This is a genomic window from Streptomyces sp. B8-7, assembly GCF_058833805.1.
In genome coordinates this window covers 1-13,451 of record NZ_JBYRRL010000004.1, presented here as the reverse complement: position 1 = coordinate 13,451, position 13,451 = coordinate 1, and the positions used below count along the sequence as shown (strand labels likewise).

Here is a 13,451-nt window from a genome sequence, read left to right as displayed (position 1 = left end):
GGGTGTTCCGTGGGAGGAGTGTCCTGCGGCGCATGGACGCTCATCACCCCGGCTCACCGCGCGAGGACACGTACCCTGTCCCTCGTGGCAGATCCAGTCGTGCGCATCCCGGATGCGAAGGTCGCGCTGTCGACGGCCTCCGTGTACCCGGAGTCCACGGCGACGGCCTTCGAGATCGCCGCACGCCTCGGGTACGACGGCGTCGAGGTCATGGTCTGGAACGACCCGGTCAGCCAGGACGTCGACGCCCTGCGCCGGCTCGCCGACCAGCACGGCGTTCCCGTCCTCGCCGTGCACGCCCCCTGCCTGCTCATCACCCAGCGCGTCTGGTCGACGGACCCGTGGACCAAGCTCCAGCGGGCCCGCACCGCCGCGGAACGGCTCGGCGCGAGCACGGTCGTGGTCCACCCGCCGTTCCGCTGGCAGCGCCAGTACGCCCGGGACTTCGTCCGCGGGGTCTGGCGGATGGCGCACGAGACGGACGTCCGGTTCGCCGTGGAGAACATGTACCCCTGGCGCTACCGCGACCGCGAGATGCTCGCCTACGCCCCCGACTGGGACGTCACCAAAGAGGACTACCGCCACTTCACGATCGACCTCAGCCACACCGCCACCGCCCGCACCGACGCCGTCGGGATGATCGACCGCATGGGAGACCGGCTCGGCCACGTCCACCTCGCCGACGGCCGCGGCTCGGCCAAGGACGAGCACCTCGTGCCCGGCCGCGGCACCCAGCCCTGCGCCGAGGTCCTGGAGCGGCTCGCGCTGACCGGCTTCGACGGCCACGTCGTCATCGAGGTCAACACCCGCCGCGCGATGTCCGGCGCCGAGCGCGAGGCCGATCTCGCCGAGGCGCTGGCCTACACCCGGCTGCACCTGGCGTCCGCGGCGAAGGTGACCGGACCATGACCGAGCAGGCCTCCCGGCGCCGCGGCCGGCCCCCGGGCGCCGAGTCCGCGGACACCCGGGACCGGATCCTCGCCGCGGCCCGCGCGGAGTTCTCCGCACGCGGCTACGGCAAGACCTCCGTACGCGGCATCGCCAAGACCGCAGGCGTCGACCCCGCCCTCGTCCACCACTACTTCGGCACCAAGGAGCAGGTGTTCGAGGCGGCCGTCGAGGACGCCATCGCCCCCGCTCTCGTCGCCGCGGACGCCGTCGCCGTGGGGCCCCCGGACACCGTGGGCGAGCGCCTGACCCGCTTCTTCTTCGGCGTCTGGGAGAACCCCGCCACCCGCGCGCCGCTGATCGCCGTGGTCCGCTCCGCCGTCGACAACGACAGCGCGGCCGCCGTCATCCGCCGCCTCGTCGCCTCCCAGCTGCTGCACCGCATCGCCGCCGAGCTGAACGCCCCCGACGCCGAACTGCGCGCCGAGCTGGCGGCCGCGCAGCTCGTCGGGACCGCGTTCCTGCGGTACGTCATCCAGTTGGAGCCGCTGGCGTCCGCGGACCCGGAGCAGATCGTCGTCCGGCTCGCCGCGGCGGTGCAGGGGCACCTCACCGGCCGCTGAGGCCGGGACCGGGGCGCGGCCGCCGGCCGCCGCCCCCGTACGGCGGCCCGTCGCGGTCTCGGGGTGGCCAGAGCGGCCCGCGCGCCGGGCGGGAGCGGGATCCGCTCGCCGCCGCCCGGGACCGGGGCCTGTTCCCGCCGAAGGCGGCCGGGGGCCGGCCGCCGCCGTTCCGGGGCGGCGGACCGGTGGCCTCCGTGGCGCGTCCGGCTGTCCCGCCGGGCCGCCGGGCCGTTGAGCCGCCGGGCCGGTGAGCGCCGCCCGTGCCGGGTGCCCGGCACGGGCCGGCCGACCACGCCCGGTGAGACATCCGTCCCGTATGCCGGACAACGCGTCCCGGCACCTGGATGACCGGCGTACGCTCGTCAGCAGTCAGAAGCGTCCCAGATCGCAGTCTTGGAAGGAGCGAGTGACGATGCCCGAGCTGAGGTCCCGCACTGTCACCCACGGCCGCAACATGGCGGGCGCCCGCGCCCTGATGCGCGCCTCCGGGGTACCCGGTGCGGACATCGGCCGGAAGCCGGTCATCGCCGTCGCGAACTCCTTCACCGAGTTCGTGCCCGGCCACACCCACCTGCAGCCGGTCGGCCGGATCGTCAGTGAGGCGATCAGGGAGGCGGGCGGCATCCCGCGCGAGTTCAACACGATCGCCGTGGACGACGGCATCGCGATGGGACACGGCGGCATGCTGTACTCGCTGCCCTCGCGCGACCTGATCGCCGACTCGGTGGAGTACATGGTCGAGGCCCACTGCGCCGACGCCCTGGTCTGCATCTCCAACTGCGACAAGATCACCCCGGGCATGCTGATGGCGGCGCTCCGCCTGAACATCCCCACCGTGTTCGTCTCCGGCGGTCCCATGGAGGCCGGCCGCGCCACCCTCGTCGACGGCACCGTGCGCAGTCTCGACCTGGTCGACGCGATCTCCGACGCCGTCAACGACGAGATCTCCGACGAGGACATCCTCCGCATCGAGGAGAACGCCTGCCCCACCTGCGGCTCCTGTTCCGGCATGTTCACCGCCAACTCGATGAACTGCCTCACCGAGGCGATCGGCCTGTCCCTGCCCGGCAACGGATCGGTCCTCGCCACCCACACCGCCCGCCGCCGGCTGTACGAGGACGCCGCCCGCACGGTGATGGACCTCACCCGCCGCCACTACGAGCAGGACGACGACACCGTCCTGCCGCGCTCCGTCGCCACCTTCGCGGCCTTCGAGAACGCGATGGCCCTGGACATCGCGATGGGCGGGTCCACCAACACGATCCTGCACCTGCTGGCCGCCGCCCAGGAGGCGGGCGTCCCCTTCGGTCTGACCGAGATCGACGCGGTCTCGCGGCGCGTGCCCTGCCTGGCGAAGGTCGCCCCGAACGTCGCCGGGAGCCGTACGTACTACATGGAGGACGTCCACCGGGCCGGCGGCATCCCCGCCCTGCTGGGCGAACTGCACCGGGCCGGCCTGCTCAACGAGGACGTCAACTCCGTCCACAGCCCCTCCCTCGCCGACTGGCTCAAGCGCTGGGACGTCCGCGGCGGCTCCCCCTCCCCGGAGGCCGTCGAGCTGTGGCACGCGGCGCCGGGCTGCGTGCGCTCCGCGGAGGCCTTCTCCCAGTCCGAGCGCTGGGACACCCTCGACACCGACGCCGAACACGGCTGCATCCGCTCCGCCGGGCACGCCTACTCCAAGGACGGCGGCCTCGCCGTGCTGAAGGGCAACCTCGCCGTCGACGGATGCGTCGTGAAGACGGCCGGCGTCGACGAGTCCATCTGGACCTTCGAGGGCCCCGCGGTGGTCTGCGAGTCGCAGGAGGAGGCCGTCGAGAAGATCCTCAACCAGCGGATCACCCACGGCGACGTCGTCGTCATCCGCTACGAGGGCCCCAAGGGCGGCCCCGGCATGCAGGAGATGCTCTACCCGACCTCCTTCCTCAAGGGCCGCGGCCTCGGCAAGACCTGCGCCCTGATCACCGACGGCCGCTTCTCCGGCGGCACGTCCGGCCTGTCCATCGGCCACGCCTCCCCCGAGGCGGCCTCCGGCGGCACCATCGCCCTCGTCCGGGACGGCGACCGCATCCGCATCGACATCCCGGGCCGCTCGATCGAGCTCCTCGTCGACCAGGCCGAACTGGCCCGGCGCGAGCAGGAGCTGGGCGGCACGTACACGCCCCGCTCCCGCGAGCGCAAGGTGTCCGCCGCGCTGCGCGCCTACGCGGCCATGGCCACCAGCGCCGACAAGGGCGCGGTGCGCGACGTCACCAGGCTGGCCTGACCTCCCCGCGGCTCCCGCACCGGAGGCCTCCGCCGCGCCGCGGGCCCGCACGGGCAGCCCCGCGGCGCGGGCCGGCCCGCCGAGGCTCCCGTCGCGCCGCCGCCTCCCCGCGGCCGGGCTCGTCCCCGCCGGGCACGGCGCCCGCGCGGACCGGCCTCCGCTCCTGGGTGCGGCGCCGCCCGGAGGCCTTTGCCGCGCGTGGTCCGGGCCGGGGACTTCGCCGGTACGCCGGGGCGGACTCCGCCGGTACCCGGCTCCCGCCCCCGGGGCCGTCCCCCCCGCCGGGGCGCGTTCAGGGCGCGGGCCCGCCGACGGGTCCGCCTCGCGCCCGGGGTCAGTCCCAGCGGGCCGGGTCGTCGGCCGGGACCGAGAAGACGCTGCCGTCCGGAGCGGAGGCGAACACGCGGCCGTGACCGACGGCCGGCACGGGCAGGAAGGCGGGCACGGCGTCCGACGCCGACCCCGGTCGGGGCCGCGTCTGCCCGAGCAGTCGCCCGGTGCGCGCGTCCACGGCGAGCAGCCTCCCGTCCGGCGCTGTGAAGTACAGGTGCCGGCCGTCGACGACCGGCGTCGACCCCCGGCTCACCGCGGTCTCCAGCACCCACGTCCGACGTCCGGAGGCCATGTCCACGGCCTCCAGCGAGCCGCCTGCGGACAGCAGGTGGACCACGTTCCCGTGGACGGCGGCGGCCGGGTCCCGGCGCGGCACGGGCAGCTCGGCACGGCGCACCGACCCGGTGGCCGGGTCGTAGCGGACGACCGCGGTCACCTCGCCGCGTGCCGGGTCGGCGGCCAGCAGGACGAGGGCGCCCCCGTCGGCGCCGGCCGGCTGCAGATCGCCCTGCAGCCGGGTCTCCCAGCGCACCTCGCCCGTGCCGGGCGCGACGGCCGTGATCCGGCTCGTCCCGTCCCCGGGCGCGTCCACCGCGTAGGCCAGCGGATCACCGGGGAACGACACGAAGTACGGCGCCGCCCCTCCCGCGACCGGGTGCTGCCACACCGTCTCCCCGGAGGCGCCGTCCACCCCGGTGACCGAGCCGTCCGGGCCGGTGAGCAGCAGCATGCCGTCCACCGCCGCCATCCCCGAGTGCGGGGGCGCCGCCCGCTGCCAGCGCGCCGTCCCCGACCGGGGGTCGAGCCCCTCCAGCCGGTCGCTCCGCTCCGTCATCGGCTGCACGCGGCCGCCCGTGAGCAGCGGTGGACCGCTGACCTGGGCCTCGGTGACGGCGTGACGCCACAGCACCGACCCGTCGGACGGCGCCAGGGCGAAGACCACGCCCGGCTGCGCGCACAGCAGTGCAGCCTCCCCGGATGAGCAGTGGGGCGCCGTCTGCCCGCCCGACACCGTCGGCGTGCGCCACGCGGGCACGGTGGCGGCCGGCGTGGCGCCGGAGCCGGCGGCCGCCGGCCGCGCGGGTTCCCCGTCCCCCCGCCCCAGCACCACGACGGTGCCGGCCGCGACCAGCCCGAGCACGAGGGCCGCCACCGCCACCCGCCCGCCCCGGCGGCGCGGAGCCGGGCGGCCGGCCCCCGGAGCACCGTCCCGTCCCCGCCCCGTCCCGGCCCCGGGAGCGGACCCGGGGCCCGGTCCGGGGCCCAGGTCCGGCTCGGGGCCGGGGCCCGGTCCGGAACGGGGCCCGGAGCCGGATGCCCACGGGGGCGCGGCCTCCGCTCCGGCGGCGGGCCCGGACCCCGCCCCGGCCGTGCCTCCGGACCCCGCCCCGGCCGCGCCCCCCGGCCCCGGGGCCTGCGGCCCGCTCGTGCGCTGCGCCGGGACGAACGCCTGGGTGTCGTAGGACGCGGCCACCGACCGCAGCTCCCGCATCAGTTCGTCCGGCGTCGGCCGGTCCTCCGGCTCCTTCGCCAGACACCGCGCCACCAGCGGCGCCAGACTCCCCGGCACCCCCGTCAGGTCCGGCTCGTCGTGGACGACCTGGTAGGCCACGACGTAGGGGCTGTCGGAGTCGAACGGGCCACGCCCGGTCGCCGCGTGCACCATCACCGAGCCGAGCGCGAAGACGTCCGCGGCGGCGCCGACCTCCCGCGGGCTGCGGAACTGCTCGGGCGCCATGAACGGCGGCGTCCCGATCAGCTTCCCGGTCTCGGTCCGCAGTTCGCTGTCCTTCGGCCGTGAGATGCCGAAGTCGATGACTTTCGGCCCGTCCTCCGCGAGCAGGACGTTGCTCGGTTTCAGGTCCCGGTGCACCACGCCGACGCGGTGGATGTCCCGCAGCGCCTCCGCCAGCCCGGCCATCAGCCGCCGCAACCGCCCGGCCTCCAGCGGGCCGTTCCGCTTCACCTGCTCGGAGAGCGTCGGCCCCGGAATGAACAGGGTCGCCATCCAGGGCCGTCCCGCGTCCGGGTCGGCGTCCACGACCGGCGCCGTGAACGCCCCGCTGACCTGCCGGGCGGCCGCCACCTCCTGCCGGAAACGGCCCCTGAACTCGGGATCACGCGCGAACTCGGCATGCACGACCTTCACCGCGAGCCGCATCCCCGAGGTGCTCCGCGCCAGGTGCACCACCCCCATGCCGCCGGAGCCCAGACAGGACTCCAGCAGATAGTGACCGGCGTACTCGGGAAGTTCCGCTTCCCGGCCGGACCCGGTGTTTCCCTGCGGCGCCATGGACCACCCCCGTGCCGTTCGTCCGCGCGCGCGACCCACGGAGCCTAGTCGAAGACTCGTACGAGACCGAGGCGGCTTGCTAGCCTCCCGGTGCACGTCACGCGTGTCTGCTTTTCGCCGTGACAGACACGGCGGATACGGCGGATGCAGGAGATATACCGGGTGTGCCGGGTGTGCCGGGTGTGCCGGGTGTGCCGGGTGTACCGGGTGTACCGGGCACGGCGGACATGCCGTGCGGCCGGGCACGGCGTACACGGCGTACACGGCGTGCGGCGATCGGCACAGCCCCGCGACAGCGGCGGGGTCCGACGGGGGAGGGGTCCATGGCGGTCGAACACGATGAAGGAGCCGGGGTGGCCGGGAGAGCGGAAGGCTCCGGCGGCGCCGGAGCGGCCGGAGCGGCCGAAGGGGCCGGGACGGCGCAAGGCGGTGACAGCGCGGGCCGGAGCCTGTCCACGCAGGCCTCCGCGCTGCGCACCTCCTACCCCGTCGCCCCGGGGGTGCGCCTCAACGTCCGCAGCGGCCCCGGCACCGGATACCGGGTGGTCCGGGTCCTGCCGGAGGGCGCCGCCGTCCAGGTGTACTGCCAGACGCCGGGCACGACGGTGACCGGCCCCTACGGCACCTCCAACATCTGGGACAACATCGGCGTCGGCGAGTTCGTCTCGGACGCGTACGTCTACACGGGCCGGGACGGCTACGTCGCCTCCCGCTGCGCCCTCTGACGGCCTCACCGGAGCGCTCCCCGGGCCCGGGCCATAATCGAACCGTGAGCGAGCACCTGAGCGAGCAGCAGAACAGCAACGGCACCCGGGACCGGGCGGCGGGCTCCGCGGCCGGGGACACCGGCGGCACCCCGGCCCCCGAACCACTCCGCTTCTTCGGCACCACGTGGGTGCACCACGACAGCGGCTACGCCCTGCGCCGGGCCGGGGTCGGTGCCGGGGCGCTGGCCCTCGCCGCCGCCTCCTGCCTGGTGCTGCGCCTCGCCTACGACGGCCTGCGGATCGCCGACATCGGCAGCCTCGTCACCGGGCTGGTGACCGTGATGTTCGCCGTGTGCAGCGCGCTCGCCTTCGGCCACACCTGGGACGGCTTCCGCAAGCGCCCCGACCCCGACCGGCAGGCCTCCCTGCGCGGCCTGCTCACCATCGGCTTCGTCGGCTCGCTGCTGGCCTGGTTCTTCCGCTCGCTCACCGAGGCACCCGGCGAGAAGCTGCACCGCCAGGAGTACGAGGCGGCCCTGGAGCAGCACCGCAGGCGCACGGCCCGCCGCACCGGCAACCCGTCCAGGAAGCGCCGCCGATGACAGCGCCCGGAGGCCGCTGAGGGCGCCCGACGGCCGCCGAGCGGGGCCGGGAGCCGGCCGGTGCGGGCCGGGAGCCGTCGAAGCGGCCCGAAAAGGGCGGCGCCGTGCACCGCTTCCGGGGCACGATGACGCCATGACGGCTCCGACCCACGCCGACCGCGCCCGCTCCTTCGACACGGCGGCCGCCCAGTACGCGGCCAACCGTCCCTCCTACCCGCCCGAACTCCTCGACGCCGTAGAGGAGTTCGCCGGCCGCCCGCTGCGTGGCGCCCGCGTCGCCGACGTCGGGGCCGGCACGGGCATGGCGACCGCCCTGCTGCACGCCCGCGGTGCCGACGTGATCGCCGTGGAACCCGGTGCGGGCATGGCCGCGGAGCTCCGCCGCGCACTGCCCGGTGTGCCGCTGGTCCGGGGCGACGGCCACCACCTCCCGCTCGCCACCGCCTGCGTCGACCTGGTCACCTACGCCCAGGCCTGGCACTGGACCGATCCCGCCCGGTCCGTCCCCGAGGTGCTCCGGGTGCTGCGGCCCGGCGGCACACTCGCGCTGTGGTGGAACACCGACGCCCTCGACGTGCCGTGGATCGCCGAGGCCGGCGCCCGCCAGGCCCGCCACTTCGGCATCGGCATCGAGGAGGAGCAGAAGCACGGCACCCACAGCCGTGTCGCCGACCCCGAGGGCCGTCTGGACCTCACCCGGCGCCGGACGCGCTGGAGCCGCCGGGTGCCCGTCGACCGCCATCTCGCGAACATCGGCAGCCACTCGATCTTCCTCACCGACACCGAGGAGCGCCGCACCGCCTACCTCGCCGAGGAGCGGCGGCACCTGCTGAAGGTCTTCCCCGACGGGATGGTCGAGGAGACCTACGACGTCGACCTCCTCCTGGCCCGCCCCACTCCCTGATGCGTCAGTAGACCGCGCCCGGGGCCGAGAAGCCCGACCCGCCTGCGCGGTGCGGGCCGGCAGGAGGGGCCGGCTCGGCCCCCGGACCCACCGGCGCGTGGGCCGGCGACCCCGGCGAGCGGCCGGCGGGCGGTGCGGAGAGGCCGCGGCGGACGGCGCCGTCCAGCTGCACGTCCCCTCGACGCAGACGCCGAGCATGTCCGTCCGGTCGTCCGCGGCAGCACGCGCGCGACGATCCGCGCCCCGCCGTCCCCGGCCGTCCCCCTCCCCCCCCCCGCGGCCGCCCCTGCCCGTGCCGAGGCCGTGGCTTCGCCCGCCCGCCGCCTTCGGCGACCGGCCCGGCGGCGGTTCCCGGGTGCTCGTGCGGGGCCCCGGTCCTCCGCCGCCGTGCGCGCCGCCCCGCTCTCACCGTGCGCGTGGCCCGCTCTCGCCGTGCGCGCCGCCCCGCTCTCACCGTGCGCGCGGCCCGCTCTCGCCGTGCGCGCCGCCCCGCTCTCGCCGTGCGCGTGGCCCGCTCCGCAGGCGGGACTTTCGAAACACGCCCTAGGCCCGGTCCGGCGTCCGCTGCGCCTCCGGCACCGATTCCCCTGACCTGAACGTGCCCCGGGCGCGACGCACCCCGGATGCGAACCCACCCCGACCGGTACGCCCCCTCGCACCGGTACGCCCCCCGCACCGGTCCGCACCTCGGACGCGTACCTGCCCGCGCACGGGTACGTCCGCCGCACGTGCTTGACGCGACCCTGCGGCCGGAGCATTATTCATCACATGATGAATTCCTCGTCCGGGCCACCGGACCGCCACGCCGGAACCACCGACGCCCCCGCCGTCCACGCCGCCGGGCTGACGGTCGTCCGCGGCCCCCGCACCGTGCTGAAGGGACTCGACTTCACCGTCCCGCGCGGCCAGATCACCGGCCTGCTCGGCCCGTCCGGCTGCGGCAAGTCGACCCTGATGCGGGCCCTCGTCGGCACCCAGGCCAAGGTCTCCGGCACCCTGGACGTCCTGGGCCGCCCCGCGGGCCACCCCCGCCTGCGCACCCGGATCGGGTACGTCACCCAGGCCCCCTCCGTCTACGACGACCTGACCGTCCGCCAGAACCTCGACTACTTCGCCGCGATCCTCGACCCGGGCCGCGCCGCCGCCGGCCGGCGGGACGGCGACGTCACGCGGGCGATCGCCGACGTCGACCTCACCAGCCACGCCGACTCCCTCGCGGGCAACCTCTCCGGCGGACAGCGCAACCGCGTCTCCCTCGCCGTGGCACTGCTCGGCGCCCCCGAACTGCTCGTCCTCGACGAACCGACCGTGGGCCTCGACCCGGTGCTCCGCCGCGACCTGTGGAACCTCTTCCACGACATCGCCACCACCCGAGGCGCCGCAATCCTGGTCTCCTCCCACGTGATGGACGAGGCCGAGCGCTGCCACCGCCTGCTGCTCATGCGCGACGGCCGGATCCTCGCCGACGACACCCCCGACGCGCTGCGCGCCCGCACCCACTCCGACACCGTCGAGGAGGCCTTCCTCCGCCTCGTCGACGAGGCGGCCGCGGCCGCGAACCCGAAAGAGGCCACCCGATGAGCACCCCGCACCGGGCGTCCGTCCGCCCGCCCGCCCCCACCGGCGCCCTCAACCTCGCCCGCACCCTCGCCACCGCGGGCCGCGTCCTGCGCCAGCTCCGCCACGACCCGCGCACCATCGCGCTGATGGTCCTCGTGCCGTGCCTGATGCTCTTCCTGCTGCGCTACGTCTTCGACGGCAGCCCGGCGACCTTCGACAACATCGGGGCGTCGCTGCTCGGCATCTTCCCGCTGATCACCATGTTCCTGGTGACCTCCATCGCCACCCTGCGCGAACGCACCTCGGGCACCCTCGAACGCCTCCTGGCCCTTCCCCTCGGCAAGGGCGACCTGATCGCCGGCTACGCCCTCGCGTTCGGCGCGCTGGCCGTGATCCAGTCGGCCCTCGCCACCGGCCTCTCCCTGTGGGCCCTCGGCCTGGACGTCATCGGCTCGCCCTGGCTGCTGCTCCTGGTCGCGCTCCTCGACGCGCTCCTCGGCACCGCGCTCGGCCTCTTCGTCTCGGCGTTCGCCGCGTCCGAGTTCCAGGCCGTCCAGTTCATGCCGGCGGTGATCTTCCCCCAGCTCCTGCTCTGCGGCCTGTTCACCCCGCGCGAGAACATGCAGCCCGCGCTGGAGGCCGTCTCCGACGTGCTGCCGATGTCGTACGCGGTCGACGGGATGAACGAGGTCCTCCAGCACACCGACATGACGGCCGCCTTCGTCCGCGACGTCCTCATCGTCGCCGGCTGCGCCCTGCTCGTCCTGGGCCTCGGCGCCGCCACCCTCCGCCGCCGCACCGCGTGAGGCCGGGACCGCCGTGTCCCGCCCCGCGGACACGGCGCCCGCCCGGCCCTGGCCGGTGCGAGGATGAACCCGCACCGACGCACACCCGGAGGACACCCGAGTCATGAGCCAGAAAGTCGCAGTCCTCGGCACCGGCAAGATCGGCGAAGCACTGCTCAGCGGAATGATCCGGGCCGGCTGGTCCGCCACCGACCTGCTGGTCACCGCCCGCCGCCCGGAACGGGCCGAGGAACTCCGCACCCGCTACGGGGTCACGCCGGTCACCAACGCCGAGGCCGCCAAGACCGCCGACACGCTCATCCTCACGGTGAAGCCGCAGGACATGGGCACCCTCCTCGACGAACTCGGCCCGCACATCCCGGCCGGCCGCCTGGTGATCAGCGGCGCCGCCGGCATCCCCACCTCGTTCTTCGAGGAGCGCCTCGCCGCCGGGACCCCGGTCGTCCGCGTCATGACGAACACTCCCGCCCTCGTGGACGAGGCCATGTCCGTCATCTCCGCCGGCAGCCACGCCACCGCGGCGCACCTCGCCCACGCGGAGGAGATCTTCGGCGCGGTCGGCAAGACCCTGCGAGTGCCGGAGTCGCAGCAGGACGCCTGCACGGCCCTCAGCGGCTCCGGTCCCGCGTACTTCTTCTACCTGGTCGAAGCCATGACCGACGCGGGCATCCTGCTGGGCCTGCCCCGCGACAAGGCCCACGACCTCATCGTCCAGTCCGCCATCGGTGCCGCGACCATGCTCCGCGACAGCGGCGAGCACCCGGTCAAGCTGCGCGAGAACGTCACCTCGCCCGCCGGCACCACCATCAACGCCATCCGCGAACTGGAGAACCACGGCGTGCGGGCGGCCCTCATCGCCGCTCTGGAAGCCGCCCGCGACCGCAGCCGCGAACTGGCCTCCGGTTCCGGCTGACCCCGCCCGCGGCCGCCTGCCGCGGCCGCCCCGGGCGCGCCCGGACACCGTCCGGCCGCGCCCGGCGACTGCGTTCACCGCACCGCGGCCCCTGCCTCCGGCGCGGTCCCCCGCACCGTCCGGGCCCCCGGACCGACGGCCGGCAGCAGTCCGATCGCCCGGTAGGCGGCGTCCACGACCGGCCGGGCCATCGCCCGCGCCCTCTCCGCGCCGCCGCGCAGCACGTCGTCGACGTACCCGGGCTCCGCGCACAGCTCCCGATGCCGCTCCTGCACCGGACGCAGCACCTCGACCACGGCCTCGGCGGTGTCCTTCTTCAGAGTGCCGTACGACGTGTAGGCGCCGGCCAGCTCCGCCGGGTCGCCTCCGGTGCACGCGGCCAGGATCTCCAGCAGGTTCGCCAGACCCGGGCGCCCCTCCCGGTCGTGGACGACCTCCCGTCCGCTGTCGGTCACCGCTCGCATGATCTTTCTGCGCACGGCGTCGGGCTCGTCGAGCAGGTAGACGATGCCCGGCCCCGTGTCGTCGCTCTTGCCCATCTTCGAGGCCGGCTGCTGAAGGTTCATCACCCGCGCCGCCACCGCCGGGTGCGTCGCCCTCGGCACCGTGAACGTGTGCCCGTAGCGCTGGTTGAACCGCACGGCCAGGTCCCGCGTCAGCTCGACGTGCTGCGTCTGGTCGTCGCCGACCGGTACCTCGTCGGCCGCGTACGCCAGGATGTCCGCCGCCATCAGCACCGGATAGGTGAGCAGCGACAGCCGCACGCTCCCGCCGCGCCCCCGCTCCCGCGCCGCCTTCTCCCGGTACTGGATCATCCGCCGCATCTCGCCGTCGGTCGCCACGCACTCCAGGACGTACGACAGCCGCGCGTGCTCGTCGACATGGCTCTGCACGAACAGCGTGCACCGTTCCGGGTCCAGCCCAGCCGCCAGCAGCAGCGTGGCCGACTGCCGGCTGAGCCGTCGTACCCGGCCGGGATCGTGGTCCACGGTCAGCGCGTGCAGGTCGACGACGCAGAACACCGCGTCGGCCCGGTGCTGGTCCACCGCGGCCCACCGCCGCATGGCGCCCAGGTAGTTCCCCAGCGTCAGGTGCCCCGTCGGCTTGATCCCGCTGAAGACCCGCTTCATCTCTCCACCTCCTGGTCGAGGCCGCCGCACCGGCCGGCCGGGCCCTCGGGAGGGAGATACGGGAACGGCCGCCGAGGCGGCGGCCGTGAGCGCATACGTGAGTCCGGCCGCCGTCAGGCGGCCCACCACTGCCGGGTGCACGTACGCGAGGTCATGACGCCACACTACGCCCGACCCGCCCCGGCGAGGGGCAGGTTGACACGCCCTGAGCCGCTCCGTAGTGTTCTCCGAGTTGTCCGACGTGAGCGCCGACCCCGTCGGTCCCCGGACAGCCACTCCGCAAGAACCAGTCGCCACGACACGCAGTCGGCCTGCCCTGCTGCCGTCGCTCCGTCGGCATACGTTCGCGCGGAATGAGGAATCCGCGTTCGAAAGAACGCAGGTCCCGATTAGCGTCGGGAACCGGGAATCCGCTAAAGTCTCACT

General features: G+C 74.9%; 11 protein-coding genes. 9 read left to right on the top strand and 2 right to left on the bottom strand.

Going from position 1 to position 13,451, the window contains the following annotated elements:
• Window positions 1-84: 84 nt before the first annotated feature.
• The 3 genes from AC5K6T_RS19945 to ilvD all read left to right on the top strand — a co-directional run bounded on the left by AC5K6T_RS19945 (window position 85) and on the right by ilvD (window position 3,777).
• Window positions 85-909 carry a sugar phosphate isomerase/epimerase family protein gene (locus AC5K6T_RS19945; protein WP_493210919.1) on the top strand — a complete coding sequence of 275 codons (825 nt, stop codon included), beginning with the start codon at window positions 85-87 and terminating at the stop codon, window positions 907-909.
• Window positions 906-1,511 carry a TetR/AcrR family transcriptional regulator gene (locus AC5K6T_RS19940; protein ID WP_493210917.1) on the top strand — a complete coding sequence of 202 codons (606 nt, stop codon included), beginning with the start codon at window positions 906-908 and terminating at the stop codon, window positions 1,509-1,511. Before AC5K6T_RS19945 ends, AC5K6T_RS19940 begins: the two co-directional genes overlap by 4 nt.
• 412 nt (window positions 1,512-1,923) lie before the next feature.
• Window positions 1,924-3,777 (top strand): dihydroxy-acid dehydratase, encoded by a 1,854-nt coding sequence (ilvD, locus tag AC5K6T_RS19935; RefSeq protein ID WP_493210915.1) that lies wholly within the window; start codon window positions 1,924-1,926, stop codon window positions 3,775-3,777.
• A 334-nt stretch (window positions 3,778-4,111) separates the two neighbouring features.
• On the opposite strand, the gene AC5K6T_RS19930 is transcribed toward ilvD, so the two are convergent.
• Complete coding sequence (locus AC5K6T_RS19930; protein WP_493210913.1) at window positions 4,112-6,403, bottom strand: protein kinase domain-containing protein; 2,292 nt, start codon at window positions 6,401-6,403, stop codon at window positions 4,112-4,114.
• 323 nt (window positions 6,404-6,726) lie between these two features.
• Here AC5K6T_RS19930 and AC5K6T_RS19925 point away from each other — a divergent pair, with 323 nt between their 5' ends.
• The 6 genes from AC5K6T_RS19925 (at window position 6,727) to proC (ending at window position 11,895) form a co-directional block, all read left to right on the top strand.
• Window positions 6,727-7,128 (top strand): SH3 domain-containing protein, encoded by a 402-nt coding sequence (locus AC5K6T_RS19925; protein ID WP_493210912.1) that lies wholly within the window; start codon window positions 6,727-6,729, stop codon window positions 7,126-7,128.
• Window positions 7,129-7,172: 44 nt separating this feature from the next.
• Window positions 7,173-7,712 (top strand): EamA/RhaT family transporter, encoded by a 540-nt coding sequence (locus AC5K6T_RS19920; protein ID WP_493210910.1) that lies wholly within the window; start codon window positions 7,173-7,175, stop codon window positions 7,710-7,712.
• A gap of 133 nt (window positions 7,713-7,845) precedes the next feature.
• Window positions 7,846-8,616 (top strand): class I SAM-dependent methyltransferase, encoded by a 771-nt coding sequence (locus tag AC5K6T_RS19915; protein ID WP_493210909.1) that lies wholly within the window; start codon window positions 7,846-7,848, stop codon window positions 8,614-8,616.
• Between the two features lie 768 nt (window positions 8,617-9,384).
• The gene (locus AC5K6T_RS19910) at window positions 9,385-10,197 is read left to right on the top strand and encodes an ABC transporter ATP-binding protein (protein ID WP_493210908.1); all 813 of its coding nucleotides are present in this window, start codon (window positions 9,385-9,387) and stop codon (window positions 10,195-10,197) included.
• A complete protein-coding gene (locus AC5K6T_RS19905; protein ID WP_493210906.1) occupies window positions 10,194-10,982 on the top strand; it encodes an ABC transporter permease in 789 nt (262 codons plus the stop codon). The genes AC5K6T_RS19910 and AC5K6T_RS19905 overlap by 4 nt, the downstream gene beginning before the upstream one ends.
• A 103-nt stretch (window positions 10,983-11,085) precedes the next feature.
• A complete protein-coding gene (gene proC / locus AC5K6T_RS19900; RefSeq protein WP_493210905.1) occupies window positions 11,086-11,895 on the top strand; it encodes a pyrroline-5-carboxylate reductase in 810 nt (269 codons plus the stop codon).
• 74 nt (window positions 11,896-11,969) lie between these two features.
• On the opposite strand, the gene trpS is transcribed toward proC, so the two are convergent.
• Window positions 11,970-13,025: a tryptophan--tRNA ligase gene (gene trpS, locus AC5K6T_RS19895; protein ID WP_493210903.1), complete on the bottom strand. Its 1,056-nt coding sequence runs from the start codon at window positions 13,023-13,025 to the stop codon at window positions 11,970-11,972.
• Between the last annotated feature and the right edge of the window lie 426 nt (window positions 13,026-13,451).

Bases quoted from the DNA above. Each gene is read 5' to 3' on its own strand.
- AC5K6T_RS19940 (WP_493210917.1), top strand. From the start codon at position 906: ATGACCGAGCAGGCCTCCCGGCGCCGCGGCCGGCCCCCGGGCGCCGAG.
- ilvD (WP_493210915.1), top strand. From the start codon at position 1,924: ATGCCCGAGCTGAGGTCCCGCACTGTCACCCACGGCCGCAACATGGCG.
- AC5K6T_RS19930 (WP_493210913.1), bottom strand. From the start codon at position 6,403: ATGGCGCCGCAGGGAAACACCGGGTCCGGCCGGGAAGCGGAACTTCCC.
- AC5K6T_RS19925 (WP_493210912.1), top strand. From the start codon at position 6,727: ATGGCGGTCGAACACGATGAAGGAGCCGGGGTGGCCGGGAGAGCGGAA.
- AC5K6T_RS19915 (WP_493210909.1), top strand. From the start codon at position 7,846: ATGACGGCTCCGACCCACGCCGACCGCGCCCGCTCCTTCGACACGGCG.
- AC5K6T_RS19910 (WP_493210908.1), top strand. From the start codon at position 9,385: ATGATGAATTCCTCGTCCGGGCCACCGGACCGCCACGCCGGAACCACC.
- AC5K6T_RS19905 (WP_493210906.1), top strand. From the start codon at position 10,194: ATGAGCACCCCGCACCGGGCGTCCGTCCGCCCGCCCGCCCCCACCGGC.
- proC (WP_493210905.1), top strand. From the start codon at position 11,086: ATGAGCCAGAAAGTCGCAGTCCTCGGCACCGGCAAGATCGGCGAAGCA.
- trpS (WP_493210903.1), bottom strand. From the start codon at position 13,025: ATGAAGCGGGTCTTCAGCGGGATCAAGCCGACGGGGCACCTGACGCTG.